15 protein-coding genes and 1 pseudogene are annotated in these 21,353 nt (G+C 70.2%); 13 read left to right on the top strand and 3 right to left on the bottom strand.

Annotated features, from left to right (window positions below; genetic code table 11):
- Both CXY76_RS12650 and CXY76_RS12645 read left to right on the top strand, forming a co-directional pair.
- Positions 1–487, top strand: a pseudogene (locus CXY76_RS12650) (cell wall protein); the annotation flags it as partial.
- A gap of 133 nt (positions 488–620) precedes the next feature.
- Positions 621–2,294 (top strand): FAD-dependent oxidoreductase, encoded by a 1,674-nt coding sequence (locus tag CXY76_RS12645; RefSeq protein WP_104164964.1) that lies wholly within the window; start codon positions 621–623, stop codon positions 2,292–2,294.
- A 223-nt stretch (positions 2,295–2,517) separates the two neighbouring features.
- Here CXY76_RS12645 and CXY76_RS12640 read toward each other — a convergent pair whose 3' ends face one another.
- The gene (locus CXY76_RS12640; protein WP_104164962.1) at positions 2,518–3,486 is read right to left on the bottom strand and encodes a LacI family DNA-binding transcriptional regulator; all 969 of its coding nucleotides are present in this window, start codon (positions 3,484–3,486) and stop codon (positions 2,518–2,520) included.
- Between the two features lie 154 nt (positions 3,487–3,640).
- Between CXY76_RS12640 and CXY76_RS12635 the strand changes: the two genes are divergently transcribed.
- The 5 genes from CXY76_RS12635 (at position 3,641) to CXY76_RS12615 (ending at position 8,639) form a co-directional block, all read left to right on the top strand.
- Positions 3,641–4,462 carry an ABC transporter permease gene (locus tag CXY76_RS12635; RefSeq protein WP_104164960.1) on the top strand — a complete coding sequence of 274 codons (822 nt, stop codon included), beginning with the start codon at positions 3,641–3,643 and terminating at the stop codon, positions 4,460–4,462.
- The gene (locus CXY76_RS12630) at positions 4,459–5,253 is read left to right on the top strand and encodes an ABC transporter permease (RefSeq protein WP_233199783.1); all 795 of its coding nucleotides are present in this window, start codon (positions 4,459–4,461) and stop codon (positions 5,251–5,253) included. Before CXY76_RS12635 ends, CXY76_RS12630 begins: the two co-directional genes overlap by 4 nt.
- Positions 5,250–6,269 (top strand): ABC transporter ATP-binding protein, encoded by a 1,020-nt coding sequence (locus CXY76_RS12625; protein WP_104164958.1) that lies wholly within the window; start codon positions 5,250–5,252, stop codon positions 6,267–6,269. Before CXY76_RS12630 ends, CXY76_RS12625 begins: the two co-directional genes overlap by 4 nt.
- Before the next feature lie 39 nt (positions 6,270–6,308).
- Complete coding sequence (locus CXY76_RS12620; protein ID WP_104164956.1) at positions 6,309–7,406, top strand: PotD/PotF family extracellular solute-binding protein; 1,098 nt, start codon at positions 6,309–6,311, stop codon at positions 7,404–7,406.
- Between the two features lie 111 nt (positions 7,407–7,517).
- Positions 7,518–8,639 carry a hypothetical protein gene (locus CXY76_RS12615; protein ID WP_233199781.1) on the top strand — a complete coding sequence of 374 codons (1,122 nt, stop codon included), beginning with the start codon at positions 7,518–7,520 and terminating at the stop codon, positions 8,637–8,639.
- 82 nt (positions 8,640–8,721) lie between these two features.
- On the opposite strand, the gene CXY76_RS12610 is transcribed toward CXY76_RS12615, so the two are convergent.
- Complete coding sequence (locus tag CXY76_RS12610; protein WP_146073451.1) at positions 8,722–12,636, bottom strand: SCO7613 C-terminal domain-containing membrane protein; 3,915 nt, start codon at positions 12,634–12,636, stop codon at positions 8,722–8,724.
- Between the two features lie 40 nt (positions 12,637–12,676).
- Here CXY76_RS12610 and CXY76_RS12605 point away from each other — a divergent pair, with 40 nt between their 5' ends.
- From CXY76_RS12605 to CXY76_RS12580, 6 genes are all read left to right on the top strand, one after another.
- Entirely contained in the window at positions 12,677–13,258 is a 582-nt protein-coding gene (locus CXY76_RS12605; protein WP_146073450.1) for a hypothetical protein, read from the top strand.
- A gap of 121 nt (positions 13,259–13,379) precedes the next feature.
- Positions 13,380–14,921 carry a DUF3375 domain-containing protein gene (locus CXY76_RS12600; RefSeq protein ID WP_104164950.1) on the top strand — a complete coding sequence of 514 codons (1,542 nt, stop codon included), beginning with the start codon at positions 13,380–13,382 and terminating at the stop codon, positions 14,919–14,921.
- Complete coding sequence (locus CXY76_RS12595) at positions 14,914–15,627, top strand: DUF4194 domain-containing protein (RefSeq protein ID WP_158253898.1); 714 nt, start codon at positions 14,914–14,916, stop codon at positions 15,625–15,627. The genes CXY76_RS12600 and CXY76_RS12595 overlap by 8 nt, the downstream gene beginning before the upstream one ends.
- A complete protein-coding gene (locus CXY76_RS12590; protein ID WP_104164945.1) occupies positions 15,624–19,073 on the top strand; it encodes an ATP-binding protein in 3,450 nt (1,149 codons plus the stop codon). Before CXY76_RS12595 ends, CXY76_RS12590 begins: the two co-directional genes overlap by 4 nt.
- Positions 19,074–19,122: 49 nt before the next feature.
- Positions 19,123–20,034 (top strand): alpha/beta fold hydrolase, encoded by a 912-nt coding sequence (locus tag CXY76_RS12585; RefSeq protein WP_104164943.1) that lies wholly within the window; start codon positions 19,123–19,125, stop codon positions 20,032–20,034.
- 36 nt (positions 20,035–20,070) lie between these two features.
- On the top strand, positions 20,071–20,988 hold the full coding sequence (locus CXY76_RS12580) for an alpha/beta hydrolase (protein WP_104164941.1): 918 nt from the start codon (positions 20,071–20,073) through the stop codon (positions 20,986–20,988).
- On the opposite strand, the gene CXY76_RS12575 is transcribed toward CXY76_RS12580, so the two are convergent.
- On the bottom strand, positions 20,985–21,227 hold the full coding sequence (locus CXY76_RS12575; RefSeq protein ID WP_158253897.1) for a hypothetical protein: 243 nt from the start codon (positions 21,225–21,227) through the stop codon (positions 20,985–20,987). The two genes, CXY76_RS12580 and CXY76_RS12575, sit on opposite strands and share 4 nt — an antisense overlap.
- Between the last annotated feature and the right edge of the window lie 126 nt (positions 21,228–21,353).

Here is a 21,353-nt window from a genome sequence, read left to right as displayed (position 1 = left end):
GGCTCCGACGACACCGGCTCCGACCACACCGGCTCCGACCAACCCGGCCCCGACCACCCCGGCCCCGGTGGCTGCTGGCGCCCTGGTCGAGTCCGCGCGCGGACCGGTGTCGGTGCCCTCCGCAGCGAAGCCGGGGAACACCATCACGGTCACCGTCGGCCGCGCCTTCGCCGGTGACCCGGTGAATGTCTGGCTGCACTCCACCCCAACGCTGCTGGCGTCCACGACGGTCAGCGCCGCGGGTACCGTGCAGGTCGTCATCCCGGCCGGCACGGTGCCGGGCGCGCACCGCATCGTGGTTGTGGCCGAAGACGGCACGCTGATCGGCTGGGACGACATCCTCGTCAGCGCCGCTGGGTCGCAGGCCGCGTCCGGCACGCTGGCGAGCACGGGCGTCAACCTCGCCCTGCCCGGACTGCTCGCGCTGCTCCTGGTACTCGCGGGCGGCACCGTGCTGGTGCTCCGTCGGCGGGGTGCGGCCGGGTAACGACCCGCTCCGCAGCAGCATCAGTCCGGCGGTCGCACCCACGAGGGTGCGACCGTCGGACTCCCTCTATATCGGCGCAGGGGCATCCGGCACCGACTTGCAGATACCCCGAGGGGTATAGCAGACTGGGGTCATGACCCAGAACCGATACGTCATCATCGGCGGCGTCGCCGGCGGTATGTCCGCCGCCACCCGCCTCCGTCGCCTCGACGAGAACGCCCGGATCACGGTGTTTGAACGGGGCGGCCATGTCTCGTTCGCCAACTGTGGCCTGCCGTACTACCTCGGCGGCGTCATCGAGGAGCGGTCCAGCCTGCTGCTGCAGACGCCGGCCTCGCTCGCCGGCCGGTTCAACCTCGATGTGCGGGTGCACACCGAGGTCATCGGCATCGACAGCGCGGCCCAGACCGTGCGGGTGCGCGACCTCACCACCGGACGGGAGTCGACCGAAGCCTACGATGCCCTCGTGCTCTCACCCGGCGCATCGTCAGTGCGACCGCCGCTGCCCGGCGGCGAGCGGATGCTCACCCTGCGTGACATCGACGACGTCGACGCTGCCATGGCCGCCCTGACCGTGGCGCCGCGAAGCGCCCTCGTCATCGGCGCCGGCTTCATCGGCCTTGAAATGGTGGAGAACCTCGTGCACCGGGGGTTGGACGTCACGCTGGTGGAGCTCGGCGACCAGGTGCTGCCACCGCTTGACCCCGAGATGGCCGGCCCGGTCGCCGAGCGGCTGCGGGCCGCGGGCGTCAGTGTGCGCTTGGGCACCCAGGTCGCCGAGCTCGGCGCGGACACCGCCACCCTCAGCGACGGCAGCGTCGTCGCCGCCGACTTCGTGCTCGCCGCGATCGGCGTGCGGCCCGACACCGCTCTGGCCCAGGCCGCCGGGCTCACGATCGGCGACCGCGGCGGCATCGCGGTGGATGACCAGTTGCGCACCAGTGCCCCCGGCATCTACGCCATCGGCGACGCTGCGGAGAAGACCGACGCGATCTCCGGCGAACAGCGCCTCGTTGCCCTCGCCGGCCTGGCCAACCGGCACGGCCGTCTGGTCGCCGACGTGATCACCGGCAAGACCATCCGGGTGCGCCCGGCCCTCGGCACCGCCGTGGTGGGCATGATGGGACTCACCATCGCCGCCACCGGCTGGAACGAGAAGCTGCTCGTGGCCCGCGGCCGCACCATCCGGGTGATCCACACCCACCCCGCCTCGCACACCGGCTACTACCCGGGAGCGGAGTCGATGGCGCTCAAACTCGTTGTCGATGCCGACACCGACGCGATCCTCGGCGCCCAGGGTGTGGGCGGCGACGGTGTTGACAAGCGCATCGACGTGATCGCGACGGCCATGGCCGGCGGCATCACGGCATCCGAACTCGCCGACCTCGAACTGGCCTACGCGCCGCAGTTCTCCTCGGCCAAGGACCCGGTGAACATGCTCGGCTACGTGGCACTGAACGCCGCCGAGGGGCTGACCCCGTCGGTGCAGTGGCACGAACTCGACGCGGCCCGCGCGGCCGGCGCCACCCTGATCGACGTGCGCACGGCGGCGGAGTACGCGGAGGCCGCGATTCCCGGTTCGGTCAACATTCCGCTCGACGACCTTCGTGCCCGTCAGGCCGAGCTGCCCGAGGGGCGGCTGATCGTGCACTGCAAGGTGGGCCAGCGCGGCCACACCGCCGTGCGGCTGCTCGCCCAGCTGGGCCGCGACGCCGTGAATCTGGACGGCGGCTACCTCACCTGGGCCGCGGGCACGGATGCGGCGCGCACCGACCGCGACAGCGCCGCCGCGCTGCTGCCGGCCTGAGCCGCGACGTGCCACTTGAGTCCCCCTCCCGGCGCCTGAACGGGCCCCAACTGGCACCTCACTGATGCGTGACGCAACGAGTTGCCGCATTCGGCCCTTCCCGGGCACGCGAAGGGGCTGTTATCGGCAATTCGCGGGTGTGTGATCCCGCGAGTTGCGCACAAGTGCCCCTCGGCGCTCCTGCAGGGGGCGTTTGCGGCAACTCGCGGCGGGGATGCCCGGCTCAGCCGGCGGCGGACCAGCGCACCGGCACCGCCAGCTTGGCCTGCGCATCGTCGCCCGCGGTGCCGGCCGGGGCGCCGATCTGCTCGAGCAGGCGCTGCATGGCCAGGCGGCCGAGCTCCTCGCCGTCGACCTCGATCGAGGGCGCTCCCTGCAGACCGAGGGCGGCCACGACACCGTCGTCCGCGCTCACCACTACGTCGCCGGGAACCGTCAGGCCGCGAGCGTTGAGCCCGAAGATGAGCCCGAGCGAGATCGACGCCGCATAGGAGATCACGGCGGTCGCCCCCGAGGCGACGACGGCCTCTGTGGCCTCCACTCCGGAGGCGACGGTGGCCGGGTATGGGCCGAGCACGGTGAGCGAGCAGCGGCCGGCTGCCGCATCCTGCACCGCCGTGATGCGTTGCGCATTCTGCCAGGACCGGTCCGGACCGCCGACGAACGTGATCGAGGTGTGCCCCCGGTCGATGAACCCGCGGGCCAGCGCGCCGAACGCCGCGGCGGTGTCGGCGGAGACCGAGGGCAGGCCGTCGATCTCACGGTCGATCAACACGCTCGGGATGCCGGCCGTTGCGGCGGTGACGACGTCGTCTTCACCGCGGGGTGCCGCGATGAGAAAACCGTCGACCTGCCTGGACAGGGTCTCCAAGGCGGCGACGTCGGTGGGGGAGTCCAGGCCGTGCACGGCGATGGTCAGGTGCAGGCCGGATGCGGCCGCCTGCTCCTGCGCGCCGCGGATGATGGGGGTGAAGAAGCTGTTCTCCAGGGTGGGCACCACGATGGCCACCAGCCCGGTGCGGCCGCCGGCCAGGGCCTGGGCGGTGCGGTTGGGTACGAAGCCCAACTCCCGCGCCGCGTCGAGGACCCGGGCGACGGTGGCCGGCGACACCAGCGAAGGCTTGCTCAGGGCACGCGACGCGGTCGCCTTGGAGACTCCAGCGTGCTGTGCGACGTGGTCCAGAGTTGCCACTGAGGTTCTGCCTAACTGATCGAGGTGACCACGGAGGTTTTACGTGGTCGTAACATTCGTGGCCCGAACGGGGGCGCTATCTGCCCTAGGTTGGAATGAAACCGGTTGCACAACCGGTTTCATTCCCTCCTAGTATGCCGAAGGTTATCCCTGTATGTCTCGAAAACCAGCACTACTGCTCATACCGGGTCTGGTGTTCATTCTGTTCGGTTTTGCCATCCCATCGGCAATCATGCTGCTGGCGCCGCCGTCGACCGACACTGCTGACGTCTTCGCGCGGTTCGGGGCGATGCTCACCGATCCGTATGACCTGGCGATCATTTGGCGCACGGTGCGGATCGGCGTCATCGTCACCGTCGCCTGCGTCGTGCTGGGCTTCCCGATCGCCTACCTGCTGGCTCGCTCCACCTCCCGCTTCGCCGGGATGTGGCTGGCCCTGGCCATCTTCCCGTTGCTGCTGAGCAACGTGGTGCGCACCTTCGGCTGGCTCGTGATCCTCGGCAGCCAGGGTGCCTTCGGCCAGCTGCTCGTGGTGCTCGGCATCACCGACCAGCCGCCGCAGCTGCTCTACACCGAACTGGCCATCGTGCTCGGCCTCATCCAACTGTTCCTGCCGCTGGCCGTGATCTCCTGCTATTCCGCCGTGGCCCAGGTCGACGCCGGTCTCGACCACGCCGCCAGGGGCCTGGGCGCCACCAAGTCCCAAACCCTCTGGAAGATCGTGATCCCCCTATCCCGGCCCGGCATCCTCATCGCCGGCACCCTGGTCTTCGCCGGTGCGACGACGGCGTACACCACCCCCTACCTGCTCGGCGGCTCCAGCCAGCGGATGCTCTCCACCCAGCTGTTCTCCTACGCGAGCGTCAGCGTCGACTGGGCCGCGGCATCCGCCACGGCGCTGATGATGACCCTGCTGGTGTTCATGGTCTCCGGGCTCTCCTCGTTGATCTCCCGTAAGGCGGGGGTGACCTCGTGAAGGGCCGTCCGATCCTCGGCACCCTCGCGGTGCTCGGCTACATCATCATGATCGTGCCGATCCTGTTCGTCGTCTCCACCGCCTTCACGGCCGGCGACGCCCTCACCTTCCCGCCGCAGGGAGTGTCGCTGCGCTGGTTCGGCGAGGCCCTGGCCTATCAGCCGTTCGTCGGCGCCCTGCTGTCGAGCCTGCAGCTGGCCGTGGTGTCCACCGCGCTCGCGCTGCTGCTCGGCGTGCCCGTCACCCTGGCCATCCAGCGCGGCAAGATCCCCGGCAAGTCCCTCGTCGAGGGCCTGTTCCTGTCACCGCTCGTGGTGCCGGAACTCGTCGTGGGCCTGGCGCTGTACCAGCAGATCATGATCGGGCTGCACCAGACCTCGTTCGTAGCGCTGCTGGTCGGCCACACCGTGCTGTTGCTGCCATACGCGGTGCGGGTCACCGGCGCCTCACTCGCCCTCGCCGACCCGGCCGTGGAGGAAGCCGCCCGCGGCCTCGGCGCTACGCCCCTCCGCACCTTCTTCTCCGTGACGCTGCCGCTGCTGCGACCGGGCATCTTCTCGGCCGGCCTGCTCAGCTTCGTCACCTCGTTCAACAACGTGCCGCTGTCGCTGCTGCTGCAGAGCCGCCAGTTCCGCACCCTGCCCGTGACGATGCTCGACTACGTGCAGCAGTCCTATGACCCGATGATCGCGGCGATGTCCACGCTCATCCTCGCCGGCACCGTCGTCATCGCGATCGTCGCCGAGAAAACACTCGGATTTGCCAAGATCTTCGGAGGAATCAACAAATGACCACTGCGGCCGAATTCACCGGGGTCACCCAGGCGTACGGCGACACCGTCGCCGTGGACAACCTCAACCTCCAGATCGAACAGGGCAAGCTCACCACCCTGCTCGGCCCCAGCGGCTGCGGCAAGACCACGACACTGCGGATGCTGGCCGGGTACATCACCCCGAGCGCGGGCACCATCACCATCAACGGCGCCGACGCCACCCGGCTGCCGCCGGAGAAGCGCAACCTCGGCATGGTCTTCCAGTCCTACGCCCTGTTCCCGCACCTCACGGTGGCCGACAACGTGGGCTTCGGGCTGAAACTGCGCAAGGTCCCCGCGACCAAACGCCGCGAGCTGGTGATGGCGAACCTCGACCTGGTCGGCCTCGCCCACCTGGCCGACCGCAAGCCCAAGGCCCTCTCCGGCGGCCAGCAGCAGCGGGTCGCCCTGGCCCGTGCCATCGCCATCAGCCCGTCGCTGCTGCTGCTCGACGAGCCGCTGTCCAACCTTGACGCCAGGCTCCGGGTGCAGATGCGCAGCGAGATCCGGCGCATCCAGGGCGAAACCGGCCTCACCGTGGTGCTCGTCACCCACGACCAGGAGGAAGCCCTGGAGATGAGCGACACCATGGTCGTGATGCGCGCCGGCAAGGTCATGCAGACCGGTGCCCCCGCCACGGTGTTCACCGCTCCGGCCAACCGGTTTGTGGCCGACTTCCTCGGCTACGAGAACTTCCTCACCCAGAGTGACGGCAGCCTGCTCACTGTGCGGCCAGAGCACCTGCGGGTGGCCGCCGCCGGCGTCGTGCCGACGACCCCTGGCCTCACTGTCGCGGCCGTGGTCAGGGAGTCTGTCTACCGCGGGGTCGACCACATTGTCACCATGACGGCCACGGATGCCACCGGCACACCGATCACCCTCGTCTCGACCACCCGGCGGGACACCCTCACCGCCGACGCCGGCTTCCAGCCCGGCGACCTCGTCACAGCTCAGGCGCGCGACCACGAAATCGTGCGCCTGACCAGCGAGAACTAACTCACAGCCCCCTTGCACCACCTCACCAAAGGAATCCCTATGTCCCACGCATTCCCTCGCCGGCGCACCGCGGTTCTCGGTCTCGCCTTCGTCGCCACGGCCGCCCTGCTGGCCGGCTGCTCCGCGACCCCCGCCCCCACGGCCACCCTCGAACCCGGTGAGGCTGCCAGCGGCACCATCGTCGTGAGCACCTTCCCGTTCGGTGTCGAGGAGTTCCAGCAGGCCATCGTCGACCCGTTCGAAGAGGCGACCGGTATCACCGTCGAGCTGGACACGGGCAGCAACGCCGACCGGCTCTCCAAGCTCGAACTGAACGGCGACGCCTCCGGCATCGACGTGATGCTCATCTCCGACTACTACGCCGCGCTCGGCCAGTCCAAGGACCTCTTCGCCGAGGTCGACGAAGCCGAGGTGCCCAACCTCGCCGCGATCAGCGACTTCGCCAAGGAAGCCCAGTACGACGGCCCCGCCTACAGCTACCAGCTGAACGGCACCCTGTACCGCACCGACCAGATGACCGCGGCACAGGCTGCAGACTGGGAGACCTTCGGCGACCCGGAGTACGCCGGCAAGATCGCCATGCCCGACATCTCGGTGACCGCCGGGCAGCTCACGGTCTCCGGCATCGCGGATGTCTTCGGCTCTGACCCGTATGACGTCGACGAGGCGTTCAGCACGATGGCCTCCTGGAACGACAACGTGCTGCAGTACTACACGTCCTCGACCGAGGTCTCCAGCCTGCTCAGCCAGGGCGAGATCGCCGCGGCGCCGGCCCTGAGCGGCTTCGCCACCAGCCTGGTCGCATCCGGGGCCCCCATCGCCTGGACCGCCCCGGCCGAGGGCAAGTTCATGGCCACCAACCGGGCCATGATCCCCGTCGGCGCGCCGAACACCCCCGCGGCGAACGCGTTCATCGACTACCTGCTCTCGGTCGAAGCGCAGACCTCCTCCGCCGCGATCGTCGGTGACCTGCCGGTCAACCCGGGCGCCACGGTTCCGGCCGAGCTCACCGAGATCGCCGGAGAGGCCGCGACCGACCCGATCGGCGACGGCTACAGCACCCTCGACATCGACACGATCGTCAAGAACCGCACCGCGTGGGTCGACAGGTTCGCCCGCGAGGTCTCCTCGCTGTAACCGGCGACACCCTAAGCAGCGGCGGCCGCCCGACCCCCCGGCGGGCGGTCGCCGCCCCCATTTTCTGCAGAACCGCCCGATCACCCCGTTTCAGTAATCACCGTGAAAGCCATGACGCTCATCGACACCCCCGCAGCCACCGCCAGCTACCTCGCTCGCGTGCCCAAAACCGACCTGCACTGCCACCTGATCGGTACCGTGCGAGCCTCGACCTTCGCAGAGCTCGCCCGCCGCGAGAAGCTCGTGCTGCCCGACAGTGCCGAGGCGATCTTCCGGGACATCAACTCCCTGCCGCCGGACCCGTCGCTCTACGCCGACACCCGCATCCCCGTGCCGATGGGGCGCAGCGCCGACGAACCGGCCACGTCCTACTCCCTGTTCAAGGCATCCGAGTGGGTGGTGTCGGTGCTGCAGAGCGCCGAGGACCTCACCCGGATCACCTACGAGGCGTTCGAGAGCGCCCACCGCACCAGCGCCACCCGGCACCTGGAACTGTTCTTCGACTACCTGCCGCCGCACCTGGAGAAGCTGGGCTACCGCGGCGCCGTCGAGGCCTACGCCGACGGCATCCGGATGGCCGAACGCGACTTCGGCATGACCGGCCGCATGATCGCCGGCATCGACCGCAGCAAGAGCGGCGAGCACGCCCTGCACCTTGTGCAGCAGATCGTGGACAACCCGCACGAATACGTGGTGGGCATCGGCCTGGACAACCTCGAGACCGCCGGCCCGCCGGAACGCTTCATCGACGCGTACAGACTCGCCGGGGCCGCCGGGCTGGGGCGCACCGCGCATTCCTCCGAGCACGCACCGGTCGCTGCGAACACCATCACCTGCCTGGATGCCCTGGGCTGCGACCGCATCGACCACGGCTACTTCGTGCTCGAAGATGACGCCGTGGTGGAGCGGGTGCGCGCCGACCAGACACCGTTCATCGTGGCGTTCACCACCTCGCGCCGGTCCTGGCGGCCGTGGCGCCAGGCGTCGATCAAGGCCATGGTGGATGCCGGCCTCAACGTGATCCTCTCCTCGGACGACCCGGGGATGTTCCCGACGACCCTGGCCCAGGAGTACGAGATCGCGTCGACTTCGCTGCAGCTGGACAACGCCACGCTACGCTCCATGTCGCTGGCCGGGGTCGAGGCCTCCTGGCTGCCGGAGCCCGACAAGATGCTGCTGCGTGAGCGCTTCGTGCGCGAGTTCGACGCCCTCGACCAGGAGCACACCCACTAGCTGGCCCCCTCTATCTCCGCGAGCTGTGAGATAAGCCCCAAAAATCTCCAGGTTTCGGTGCTTTTCTCACAGCTCGCGGCCGTTAGGTGAGGTCGCGGAGGCGGGCGGAGAGGCCGCCTCCCGCGGCGCCCTTCCGCTCGGAGGTGATCGCAATTACGAGCATCACCGCGCCGATGGTGGCCAGGGTGATCCACCACAACAGCGGATTGATCGTCTGCCCGATCTGCACGGTGAACACCACGATGACCTCGATGGGCAGCACCGCCAGGCTGATCACGAACGGGGCGGCCAGGCGCCGGGTCGAGCCGATCAGGATCGCGGTGAGCGCGAGTGACATCACCAGGATCGCCCGCCAGGTCTGCGGGTCGGTGCCGGTGGCCAGGACCGACGGCAGGAACGTGATGATGATGCCCGGAGCCAGCAGCCGCCACGAGCCGGCGAAACCGGCCGGCCAGGAGCCGAGCGTGGCCGGGACGGCGCGCGCGCCCGGGCGCATCCCGATGATGCCGGCGCCGAGCAGGGCCAGGCCGAGGGGAAGCGAGAACGCCTCGACGCGCAGCTCCCGTTCGCTCCAGCCCGCCACAGCCGTGCACCAGGCCAGCACGAACAGAAACCACACCGGCGGCAACGACACCGCGCCGGTGCGGGCCCTGGCCGACACCACGAGCATGAAGCCCAGCATCGCCACCATGAGCAGCACCAGGGTGCCGATCGAGAAGGCGTCGGGCCGGATGGCGGTGATCGGCCCGGCGACCAGGAACGCCGTGGCCGCGGCGTACCGCCACCGCGACGGGGCCGTCGGGGACGGGGCTGCCGGGGACGGCGCCGCGTCGCCCGGGAACAGGAGCCCGGCGACGACCGCGAGCAGCGTGGCCGTGGCACTGATGAGCAGCACGGGAAGCATCACACCGGTCTGTGGGGTGGCGGTGAGGTCGTCCATGCCGAGGCCCCAGCGCATCGCCTGCACGGCACCCGCCGCCGCGGCCAGGGTGGCCACCACGGCAGTGGAGCCGATGAGGCTGCGGAGCCCGATCAGGCCGGTCGGTACTGTGCCGGTCGGTACTGTGCCGGTCGGGGACGTGTAGGTCGGTGCCGTGCCGGCCGAAGCCGTGCCGCTCCCGGCGGTGGCGCGGACTATTGTGAACCCGATCACCACGAGTATCAGTGCGGCGGCCAGCAGGCCATAGGCCCGCCACGGCGTGACCGCCCCGAAGCCCGCGGACCCGTTGGTGCCCAGCACCAGCAGGCTCGGCACCACGGCCAGGGCCAAACCGGTGGTGGCCAGCATCTGGCCGGGCCGCCCCCTGGCCACGAGGATCGCGCCGACGATGACCATCGCGAGCGCCGGCGGCAGCACGTACGGTTCGATCACCTCGATGCCGCGGATGGCCCACACGCACCAAAGCGCGCCGGTCCAGCTGGCGCCGGCCGCCCACCAGGCGGACCGGCGGCCGGTCTGCAGCGCGTTGACGGCCGCTCCCACTCCGAGGATCACGAGCACGAGCACCGTGGTGGACAGGCCGGCCGCGGTGCGCACGAGGGCGAGCAGCACGGCCAGCACGCCGGTAACCGCGGCGGAGGCCTCAATCCAGCGGCGGCAGGCATCCGCCTCGAGGGTCGCCAGGCCGCGTCTCTCAAGCGCGTGCGTGATCGGGCCGGTGGCCGCGAAGGTGCCGGCGACGATCAGGGCGATCAGCGGCAGGACCACCGGTGAACCGCTGGTGGCCAGCAGCTGCGCACCGAGGCAGACCACGACCACCGCGAGCGAGGGCACCAGCAGGCCGGCGGCGAAGGATCGCAGCGGCAACGTCAGGCCCAGCCGCCGGCTGGTCATCAGGGTGAGGGCGAGGGCGAAGGCCACGCCGGTCGACAGCGCCGTCCAGCCGCTGCGCACCAGCAGCACACCCACCACCCCAGCGACGAACGGCACCGCGCTGACCAGGAGCACGGCGTACCAACTGCGCGGGGTGAGCCACGTGGTGAGAGTGGCGGCGAGGGCGCAGAGCAGGCCGAGGGTGGCGGTGAGGCAGAGCACCGCGATGCCGTCGACCCGCGCGAGCGTGAGAGCGGTGGCCACGATCACCAACGCATACGCGTAGCCGAGGCCGAGGTACACCGGCCGCCACCGCGCGGGCAGGGTGCGGGCGAGCGCGGCGACGGTGAGCACGGCGGCGGCGCCGACCCACACCGTGGTCGCTTCCTGCATCCAGCCGGTGACCGCCGCCAGCAGCAGCAGTAGGTGGGCGCCGACGCCCACCACACGTCTGATCGCCGCTGGTGCCGCGGCGAGCGCGGGGACGAACAGCAGACTCCCGATGAGCACGCCGGCGAGAACGAGGCCGACGACGGCCTGGCCGGTCAGCGAGAAACCGGCCCAGCCGGCAATGGTGAGCAGGGTGAAAACGCCCATCCACAGCGCCAGGCGGACCGGCGTCGACGGCGCCGCCGTCAGGGTCGGTCCCGGTACGGATGCCGGTGCCGCAGCGCTCTCGCGGCTCACCAGCGCGACCGCCCAGGCCGTCAACGCGAAGGCGGCAAGCGCGACGATCGAGGCCAGGCCGAGGTTCTGGGCGACGAGTCCAGCACCGTAGCCAGAGGACGTGGCCGAGCCGGCGCCAAAGGCGAAATCACCGCTGGCCGGATACGGCGAGTCACCGACCGGGTAAGCGCCGCTGACATGACCGGCCCAGCGCAGGGGCGCGAACAGCGCGCCGGACAACTGCGTGACCGCGGTCACCAGGGCGGGGGTCGCGACCAGAACCAGCACCGTGACGGCGCCGGATGTGAGGGCACGGCGGCGGGCAACGGGGCTCGAGCGCAGTGCGGCCAGCCCCACCAGGGCGACCCCGGCCGCCACCGGGATCAACGCCAGGTACCAGGCGGAGTCACCGAAGGTCACGGCCAACGGCAGGATCGCCACCGCAGCCACCGCGAAGGAACCCGCCGCGAAGCTCCAGAGCCGCGGCAGCCCATACCGGCTGCCGAGGGCCGCCACCACGGCCAGCACGGCCAGGATGCCCGCGTATCCAACGATCTCTGAACTGGCGGTGGTGAGCGACAGCGACAGCAATTGCAGCAGAGCGGCGAGCACGGCCACCGCCTGCAGGGTGGTCATCGTGTGGCGTTCGGCCCCCAGTGCGGAGCCCAGCCGGGGGGAGAGGCGCGCGAGCACGGGGTGCAGGCCGAGCGCCACGACGGCCACGCCCAGGCTGCCGAGCATCGCGCTCCAGGTGCTGCCGCCACTGCCCAGCAGCCCGGGGGACAGGGCCAGGCCCACGACCGCCGCCCACAGCCAGACCCGCACCCCGGAGCGGGCGCCCAGCCCGAACAGCACCGCGGAGCCGGCCAGGGTGCCGAGAGCGGCGAAGGTCCACCCGCTCGCCGGCGTCGGGGCCAGCTGCACGAACGCCCAGACGTCGAGGGCGAGGAACACCACACCCAGGGCCGCCACGGACTCGGCCGAGAAGCGCAAGCCCCGCCGGGCGAACAGCCAGGCTCCGCCGAGGAAGACGACCGTGATGGCGGCGGTGATGCTCGTGCGCACGGCGAAGCTGGTGAGGTCGGGATTGAGGAAGGTGAAGACCAGAGCGGCCACGGCGAGCAGGGCCGCGCCGGCGAAGGCGAGCACCGACTGCACGCTCACCTGGGCACCCGCATCCGGAGCGGCCGAGAGAACCGCCGCCGGCACGCCGAGTGGTGAGCCCGAACCGGACGGTGCCGCATTTCGCTGCGGCACCGTCTCGCTCTGTGGCGGGGGAGTGCCCACCGCAGGCGTGCCGGCCGGCCACACCGTCGGGATCCGCTCGATCAGGCGGTCACGCCCCCGCAGCGCTTTGACCACCCGGCCGCTCGCCGACACCAACTCGCCGCCCAGCGGACCGCTCAGATCGGCCCCGCAGCCCGGGCACCACTCGTCGGTCAGCCGAGCGTCACATCGGGGACAAATCCGCCGGTCCTGCAGATATCGAACGGCAGCATCGTTCCAGATTTTCCCCATGGCCGCAGTCTAGGTGGCCGCTATTCACTAAAATGAGCGTGTGACGGATGCGACGCAGCACGCCCGGGTGCCGATTACGCGCATCGTCGATGAGGGGTTGCTCATCGCGCTCTCCTCGGTTCGGATGGCCGTCAAGAACGACATCATCGTCGCGGGCCTCGCCGAGCACGCCGATTACGACCTGGCCAGGTTCGCCGATTCGGCCCACCGCGAGCTTCTCGCCCTCGCCCGGGAGAACCGGGAGTCCGGCGAGCGGGTGCGGGCGCAGCGCAAGGAACTGACCTCGATGACCTGGCGCTTCGACCTGACCCAGGACCAGCTGATGGACCTGCGCAAGCTCAAGCTGCGCCGGCAGGTGCACAAACGCCTGGCCCTCGCCCTGGCCGCCGTCGCCGACGACGAGGAACAGGTCGCCCGCCTCGTGCTGGACGCCCAGAAAGCCGCCAGCAACGAGCTCCAGGACGCCATGCACACCCGCCTGATGCGACTGTCGATCGACCCGCTGGACCCCGAGTATCAGCGTCGCCGGGCCGAACGCACCGAAATGTTCGTACTCGTCGACCTGGCCCTGCTCAAGCTCAAGGCCGACGAAGCAGCCGGTCAGGGCCCCGGCGACTACTGACCGTTTGCGGATGCCGCGTACGGCGACGCCGCGGCAGGTCACGGCCGCCGTTTCCCGGTCGCCGGGGCGACTACGGTTGAGGAGGTCCGGGGACGGGCCGGCGAGAGAGGAACAGGCACGAGTGAGTGACATTGCGGGTGAATTAGCGCGGGTGCGGGGCGCCTTCGACCGACCCACCCTGAGGCTGCTCGACCGCAAGTGGGCGCCGTTCGTGCTGGCGGTGTTCAAGTCCTCGTTCAGCCGCGACCGCCGCAGCGTGCAGGCCGACAGGCTGCACACCCAGGTGGACGCCTACCTCGCCGACCTCCGCTCCATCGGCAGCGAGGTTCCCGGCAAGAACGGCCGGGCCCTCTGCGTGCAATGGATGAACGACCAGTGGCTCTACCGGGAGACCGGGGACGACGACGAGGAGCAGTACTCGCTCACCTCCCACGCCCTCGAGGCCCTGCTGCTGGTGGACGGGCTCTCCCGCGACCGGGCGCTGATCAGCGAATCCCGGCTCACCACCATCGTCGACACCGTGCGCCACCGCGCCACCCAGGCGAACCCGGACCGCGACGAACGCATCCGCCGGCTCGACCTGGAAATCGCCGAAAAGACCGCCGAACGCGACCGTCTCGCCACCGGCGGCGAGATCGCCGCGGCCTCGAACGATGCGATGCACGAGGGCTACGCCAACCTGATCGACCTGATCACCCAGCTGCCCAGCGACTTCAAGCGCGTCGAGGAGTCCGTCGCCGGCATGCACCGGCAGATCGTGAACGACTTCCGCGCCGAGGAGCGGCCGATCAGTGAGGTGCTCGACGAGTACCTCTCCAAGACGGATGCGCTGATGTCGTCGACCGCGGAGGGCCGCGCGTTCGAGGGCGCCTTCGTGCTGCTGCGCAACGATGCCCTGCTCGCCGAGCTCAAGAACGACCTCGAGTCGATCATGCTGCACCCGTTCGCCCTCCAGCTCAGCGCCGCCGACCGGCGCAGCTTCATGGGCACCGTCAGCCTGATCCGCAAGGGTGTCGACGACGTGCTCACCCAGCGCAACGGGCTGACCACCACCCTGCGCGAGCACATCGTGAACCACGACGTGGTCAAGGACCGCGAACTGGAACGGCTGCTGCGGGAGATCAACAAGGAACTCGCCGTCTGGATGGAAACCGCCGGGCCCCGCTCCACGGTGACCGCCGAGCTGATGCCCGGCACCCTGGAGCTTGAGCACCTGCGCGAACGCTTCTACGACCCCGGCGCCCACAAGGCGCCGCCGCCGCTGGAAGACGTCTCGGCGTTCGCTCCGGAACCCCCCACCCTCGATGCGATGCGCACGCAGGGCGGCCCGCTGCTGGCCGAGCTCCGCGACGCCATGGTGACGGCCTTCACCGCCAACGGGGCCGCATCCGTCGGCGACGCGTTCAACAGCCTCGAACCCATGATGCGCCGGCCGGTCGAGATTCTCGGTCTGCTGCAGATCGCCACCCAGGTCGACGCCGTCGACCGCACGGATGACGCGGCCGCGACGGAGAGCGCCGGGACCGGGAACTTCGAGACCGAGAACTTCGAGACCGTGCGGCCCGATGGCTCCCGCCGCACCTTCAGGGTGCCGCGCATCACTTTGACCGACGACGACACCGCGGCCCTGGCCGCCCTGAACTATGGATCTGATCATGACTGACAACGTGACCGACGACGTGACCGCCGAGCCCGCCGAGGAGCAGGGCGGCGCCCCGAGCTTTTCGCTCTTCGAGGGCGACGAGGGCGGCCTGACCGTGGAGCAGCGCCGCACCCTGGTGCTGCTGCTCAAGCACCGCTACATCTCCGCGGCCCTGCAGCCGGCGGAATGGCGCACCCTGCTGGCCTCGCAGAGCCTGCTCAAGTCCCGCCTCAACGACCTGTTCCTCGATCTGCACGTCGACCTGCACTACGAGGTGGCCTTCAAACGCCAGGCCGTCGGCGAGGGCGGCGACAGATTCCCCACCCTGCTGCACGACGTGGCGTACACCCGCGAAGAGACCATCCTGCTGGTGCTGTTGCGCCAGCGGTTCCGCAGCGAACGCGCCAGCGGCGTGGACATCGTCATCGTCGACCGAGACAATCTGGTCGAGAACGTCGCGCACTTCCGGCCGGAGCACGCCACCGACAGGTTCGGTGACGCCCGTCGCGCCGCCGCGGCCGTGGACAGCCTCGCGAAGGCGCGGGTGCTGCTCAAGACCAGCGACCCCGACAGGTTCCGGATCTCGGCCGTGATCGAGGTGCTGCTGCCCATCGAGCGGCTCGGCGAGCTGTGGGAGTGGCTGGTGGAGCAGAACGGCCAGGAGTTCCTTGAGCCGGAGCCCGGGTCATCCGAACTCGCCGACCCCGCCCTGGAGGCCGTCTCATGACCGATTCCCCGCTGTTCCACATGGACGGTGCCACCGAGGGAACCACCCAGTGGCGCGCCGAGTCCTTCCAGATGGTCAACTGGGGCGGCTTCCAGGGCCACCACGAGGTGGACTTCGCCGCCAGCGCCACCCTGGTCTCCGGCGCATCCGGCACCGGCAAGTCGAGCCTGCTCGACGCCTACCTGGCACTGATGATGCCCTCGGACACCCCGTTCAACGGTGCGTCAAACGACGCCGGCTCCGGGCGCGCCCGCAGCGTCGACCAACGCAACCTGATGACGTACCTGCGCGGCAAGACCGACTCCAGCCGTGAGGCCGACACCGGAGCGATGCACGACCAGGTGCTCCGCGGCGCCGACTCGGCCACCTGGGGCGCGATTGCGATGACCTTCATCGACGACAACCAGCGCCGCTTCACGGTGCTGCGCGCCTACTTCGTGCCCCGCGGCGCGACCAAGTTCGCCGACGTGACCATGAAGATGGCCACCCGCGACGGCCGGCTCGACCTGCGCGAACTCGCCGACGTCACCGAGGCCCGCTTCGACAAGCGCGCCCTGAAGAACCGGTTCAGCGACATCGACGTGTTCGACACCTACGCCGCGTTCTCCCAGACCCTGTACACCCGGCTCGGCATCGGCGCCAACGGTGAGGGCGGCAAGGCGCTGCGGCTGCTGGCCCGCATCCAGGCCGGCCAGCAGGTGAAGACCGTCGACGGCCTCTACAAGTCGATGGTGCTCGAAGAGCCCGCCACTTACGCCGCCGCCGACAAGGCCGTCGACCACTTCGAAGATCTGGAACGCTCTTACGGCGCCATGGTCACCGAGGCGCAGAAGGCCAAGGTGCTCGAACGCCTGCCCGAACTGCACCGCGACTACGAGACCGCGACCGAGAAGGCCGACCTGATCGATCGTTTCGGCGTGCACCGCGAGGGCGACACCCCCTTCGTGCTCTGGCAGCTGCTCACCGAGCACGGCCTGCTCGATACCGCCGCCGACACCAACCGCGCCCGCCGGCGCGACAACCAGGCCCAGCACGGCGCGGCACGGGATGCCGAGACCGAGTTGAAGGTGCGGATCGCCGACCTGGTGCACCAGCAGCGCGACAACGGCGGAGACGCTCTCGCCGGCCTGCAGACCGACCTCGACGTGCTCGCCAGCAAGCGTGATGACGTGGCCGCCGAACGCGCCAGGTTCGACGAGCGCATCGCGCTGATCGACACGCCCATCGAAACGGCGGATGCCTTCGCCGCCGCGCAAACACAGGCCGAGACATTCCTCGCCGGGTTCGCCGCCACCGAACAGGAGCTCGACCTGCAGCGGGTCGGCCTGCAGCGCACCGCCTACCCGCTCGAGGAACAGATCCGTACCCTCAAGGGGGAGCACAGCTTCCTCAAGGGCCGGGCCAGCCTGGTTCCCCAGCACCTGCACAACGCCCGAATGATGATCGCCGAGGCTGCCGGGATCCCCGCAGAGGAGCTGCCGTTCGTGGCTGAGCTCATCGACATCGCCCCCGGCGAGGACTCCTGGCGACAGGCCGCCGAGGTCACCCTGGCGTCGGTCGTGCGGGTGCTGCTCGTCGACGAGACGCGTCTCGCCGCGCTCGGCGCGGCCATCGACCCGCTGCACATTCCCGTGCGTATCCACTTCGAGGGTGTGCCGCTGCACCCGCACCAGCAGGTGCACCCCGACCCCCGCAACGTCTCCGGCAAGCTGGTCTTCAAGGACTCCCTGTTCAGCCGCTGGGTGCAGGACCGCGTGCAGACACCGAGCCTGGACGCACTCTGCGTCACCGGCCCCGCCGACCTCGCCGGCGAGGGTTCCAGGGTCACTCAGAGCGGACAGACCCGCAACGGCAAGCGCGGCGCACACGGTTGGAACAAGGACCAGCGCTCGATCATCGGCTTCTCCAGTGGGGTGCGCCTGGCCGAGATAGCCGAGGAACTCGCCGCGCTCAAGGAACGCGCCGACGACCTGGCCGGCCAGGCCTCCGCCATGGCCGGGCGGATCATCGCCCTGCGGCGCCAGAAGGATGCCCACCAGCACGTGCTCGACACCGCCTGGGCGGCCATCGACGTGGCCGGAGCCCAGGCGCGCATCGGCGCCAAGGAGGCCGAGCGGGAACGCCTGCTCGCCGGCAGTGACGTGCTGCGCGGGCTCCAGGACGAAGAGGCGCGCCTGTCGGCCGAACTCGAGACCGCCCAGAAGCACAAGCACGAGACCGAGCGGGAGGCCGCGGTGCTCGGCGAGGAGCACGCCGCGATCGTGGACCGCCAGGACGTCGTGAACGACAGGCTCGAACGCATCACCGCCGACGAATCGGTCACCCTGCCGGACGACCACGCCGCCGTCCTCGACGCGCAGTTCGCCGCCGTCAGCGACAGCGCCGAGCTGGCCACGTTCGCGAACGGTGTGAAGCGCCTCCGTGAGCGGCTCACCGAGCAGTCCAGCCAGGACCGTGACACCGCCCGCAGCGCCAGGGACACCCTGATCGGCATCTTCGAGACCTTCCAGAGCCGCTGGCCCGACCCCAACATCGGCGTGGCAATGGAGTCCTACTCCAGCTACAGCGACATCCTCGACGCCGTGTACACGCTCGGCCTCTACGAGCGCCGGCAGGAGTGGAAGCGGCGACTCTCCGCATGGAGCGGGCAAGACCTCGTTCCGCTGGTCGGCGCCTTCACCACCTCGATCGAGGAGATCGAAGACCGGCTGCGGCCGATCAACGACATCCTCAGGACGCTGCCGTTCGGTGCCGGGCGGGACCGGCTGCAGATCTCGCTGCGCCGACTGCACCAGGACGACGCCTCGGCCTTCCGCAAGGAGCTCAAGCTGCTCTCCTCCGGTTCCACCGAGGAGTTCACCGACGAGCAGACCGAGAGCCGGTTCACCCGGCTGCAGGCGTTCATGAACCTCATCCGCCGGCCGGACGAGCTCGACATCGCCGGCCCGGGGCGTGCCGGCGCCGCCCGGCACGCCGCCAGGGCCGACTCGGATCGCGACCTGCTCCTCGACGTGCGCAGGCACGTGGAGATCACCGCCGTGCGCACCACTCCGGACGGGGTGGAGGTGAGCACCTATTCGTCGCTCGGCGGCAAGAGCGGTGGTGAATCGCAGGAGCTCGTCGCGTTCGTCGTCGGAGCCGCCTTGCGGTTCCAGCTCGGCGACGAGAGCCGCACCCGGCCGCGCTTCGCCCCGGTCTTCCTCGACGAGGGCTTCGTGAAGTCGGACTCCGAGTTCGCCGGCCGGGCCGTCGCGGCCTGGAAGGGCCTCGGCTTCCAGCTCATCGTGGGATCGCCGCTCGACAAGGTCACCGCGCTGGAACCGCACATGGACCTTGTGCTGTCGATGACCAAGAACACCACGACGGGCTTCTCCTACATCACCCCGCTGATGTCGCCGGAGCCGACGGACGCCGAGCAGGCCGAACTCGACAGAAGCGTGGCCTGACCCGCGCGCCGTGCTGGCCGGGCGCCTGAATTCGGCTTACGCTGGCCCGATGGTGTCAGTGCAGGATCTGCGACGCTCCGATGGCCGAGTGCTCCGTGTGCACGACAGCGCTGGGAGCCCCGGCCTCGCCGGGGATTCCGGGACGACCGGCTACGACGGCGGCGGGTTCGGAGACTCCGGCACGCCGGGCGAACCGTCGGCGGCGCGGCTCACGGTGCTCTGGCACCACGGTTCGCCGCAGACCGGGGCGCTCCTCGAACCGTTGCTCACGGCGGCGGCCCGGCGAGGCATCCGTCTGATCTCGTACGGACGGCCCAGCTATGGCGGGTCGACGCCGCTGCCCGGCCGAACCGTCGGGTCGGCGGCGGCGGATGTGGCGGCCATCGCCGACGCCCTGAACCTGGGACGGTTCGCGGTGATGGGCGCCTCCGGCGGCGGCCCGCACGCCCTGGCCTGCGCGGCGCTGCTGCCCGAGCGGGTGATCGCCGCCGCCTGCCTGGCCGCGATCGCGCCCTTCGACGCCGACGGCCTCGACTTCTTCGCCGGCATGGCGTCGGATGGCGCGCTGCGCGCCGCCCGCGCCGGCCGGCCGGCCCGCGAGCACTACCAGGCGACCGCGGAGTTCGATCCGGCGAGTTTCGTGGAGCGGGACTACGCCGCGCTGAAGGGCGATTGGGCGCCGCTGGGAGCGGACGTGGGGGAGGCTTCGGCGGCCGGCCCCGACGGGCTCATCGATGACGATATGGCGTTTGTGGTGCCGTGGGGATTCGACGTGGCGGCGATCTCGGTGCCCGTGCTCATCGCTCAGGGCGGCCGCGACCGGGTGGTGCCGCCCTCGCACGGGGCCTGGCTGGCCCACGCGATCCCGAACGCCGAACTCTGGGATTGTGCCGACGACGGCCACATTTCGATCCTCACTGAGTGCGCGCCGGCGCTGGACTGGCTTCTCGCGCACTCCTGAGCCCGGGGCGAGTCCCGCAGGCCGTAATCTGTGCAGATGATCGGTCGACGAGGCAGCGATACTCAGGCGTGGAACGCGAACGTCACCGTGGACGGTGTCGACGCCGTGATCCAGGGCCCGCACGGTCCCATTCCGGTGCGCCGGTACGCGCCGTCGGCCGGCACCGCTCCGATGGGCACGGCGCTGACGGGGACCGCGCCGATCGTCTGGGTGCACGGCGGCGCTTTCGTCAAGGGCGGCCTCGACCTACCGGAAACCCACGAGGTGGCCCGGGCCCTGGCCGGCGCCGGATTCACCGTGATCACCGTCGACTACCGGCTCGCGTCGTTCCCGGGGCTGAACCGGTTCGGGCGGGTGTCCGCGCCGGCCCGCCGCATCCACTATCCGGTGCCGGTCGACGACGTCGTCGCGGTCGTAAGGGCAGTGCAGGGCGAGTTCGGCGACGGGGTGATCCTGGGCGGCGCGAGCGCGGGCGCCTGCCTGTCGGCCGGCGCAGCGCTCCGACTGGCCGACGACGGCGCCGCGCCCCTGTGCGGTGTCTTCTTCACCTACGGCCTCTTCCACGCGAGCCTGCCCGCGCGCTCGCGCGAGGTGCGCAGCCGGCTGCGCGGCCGACGCAAGTTCACGCACACGCCACTGCTGCTCAACGCGGTGAACCGCAACTACGCCGGAAGCCGGGCCGCGCTGGCCGAGGCGCACGCGTTCCCCGGCGGCCACCAGCTGCCCGGCTTTCCATCCGCGCTCGTGATCGACGCTGAGAGCGATTCGATGCGGGCCTCCGGCGAACAATTCGCCAGGGAACTCGTCGCGGCCCGGGTGCCCGTCGAGTACCACGTGCTGCCGAACACGTCGCACGCCTTCCTCAACCGGCCGCTGGACCCCGGCTTCGCCGAGGGCATCCGCTTGATCGCAGCCTGGGCCCGCCTGCTTGAGCGCGGTCGGTCGGAGGGTTAGAGGTTCGGCAGCACGCTCACAGCCACGACGAGGACGACGATGAGAGCGTGGATCGCCGCTAGCGAGGTCAGCACGATCTGCGTGACCCAAAGGCCGAGCGAGCGCGCGGGGAGCACGAGCAGGTAGGCGAGCAGGGTGAGGAAAACCCCCACGGCCGTGAGCGGGAAGATCCACACCATCCAGTAGACCAGAGCCGCCATCGGTGCGGCCGGTCGGCTGCCCGAATCGCTGTTTGCCACGTTGAAAGCATTGGCACCGGCGATGCCGGCGATCACCAAGACCAATACGAAGACAACGGCCGGCACCGCGTGGACCCAATAGCGGGATCGGCGGGCAGGGTGGACGACTGGCGGAGAGGGGTGGGT

This window comes from Cryobacterium sp. N22, assembly GCF_002929555.1.
Lineage (GTDB): Bacteria > Actinomycetota > Actinomycetes > Actinomycetales > Microbacteriaceae > Cryobacterium.
Note: the sequence above shows the minus strand (reverse complement) of the source record. Positions and strands in the feature narration are given on the sequence as shown.

What these genes read in the sequence shown, in the direction of transcription:
- CXY76_RS12645 (WP_104164964.1), top strand. Translation starts at nt 621, where the DNA reads ATGACCCAGAACCGATACGTCATCATCGGCGGCGTCGCCGGCGGTATG.
- CXY76_RS12595 (WP_158253898.1), top strand. Translation starts at nt 14,914, where the DNA reads ATGACTGACAACGTGACCGACGACGTGACCGCCGAGCCCGCCGAGGAG.
- CXY76_RS12590 (WP_104164945.1), top strand. Translation starts at nt 15,624, where the DNA reads ATGACCGATTCCCCGCTGTTCCACATGGACGGTGCCACCGAGGGAACC.
- CXY76_RS12620 (WP_104164956.1), top strand. Translation starts at nt 6,309, where the DNA reads ATGTCCCACGCATTCCCTCGCCGGCGCACCGCGGTTCTCGGTCTCGCC.
- CXY76_RS12635 (WP_104164960.1), top strand. Translation starts at nt 3,641, where the DNA reads ATGTCTCGAAAACCAGCACTACTGCTCATACCGGGTCTGGTGTTCATT.
- CXY76_RS12610 (WP_146073451.1), bottom strand. Translation starts at nt 12,636, where the DNA reads ATGGGGAAAATCTGGAACGATGCTGCCGTTCGATATCTGCAGGACCGG.
- CXY76_RS12585 (WP_104164943.1), top strand. Translation starts at nt 19,123, where the DNA reads ATGGTGTCAGTGCAGGATCTGCGACGCTCCGATGGCCGAGTGCTCCGT.
- CXY76_RS12625 (WP_104164958.1), top strand. Translation starts at nt 5,250, where the DNA reads ATGACCACTGCGGCCGAATTCACCGGGGTCACCCAGGCGTACGGCGAC.
- CXY76_RS12615 (WP_233199781.1), top strand. Translation starts at nt 7,518, where the DNA reads ATGACGCTCATCGACACCCCCGCAGCCACCGCCAGCTACCTCGCTCGC.
- CXY76_RS12580 (WP_104164941.1), top strand. Translation starts at nt 20,071, where the DNA reads ATGATCGGTCGACGAGGCAGCGATACTCAGGCGTGGAACGCGAACGTC.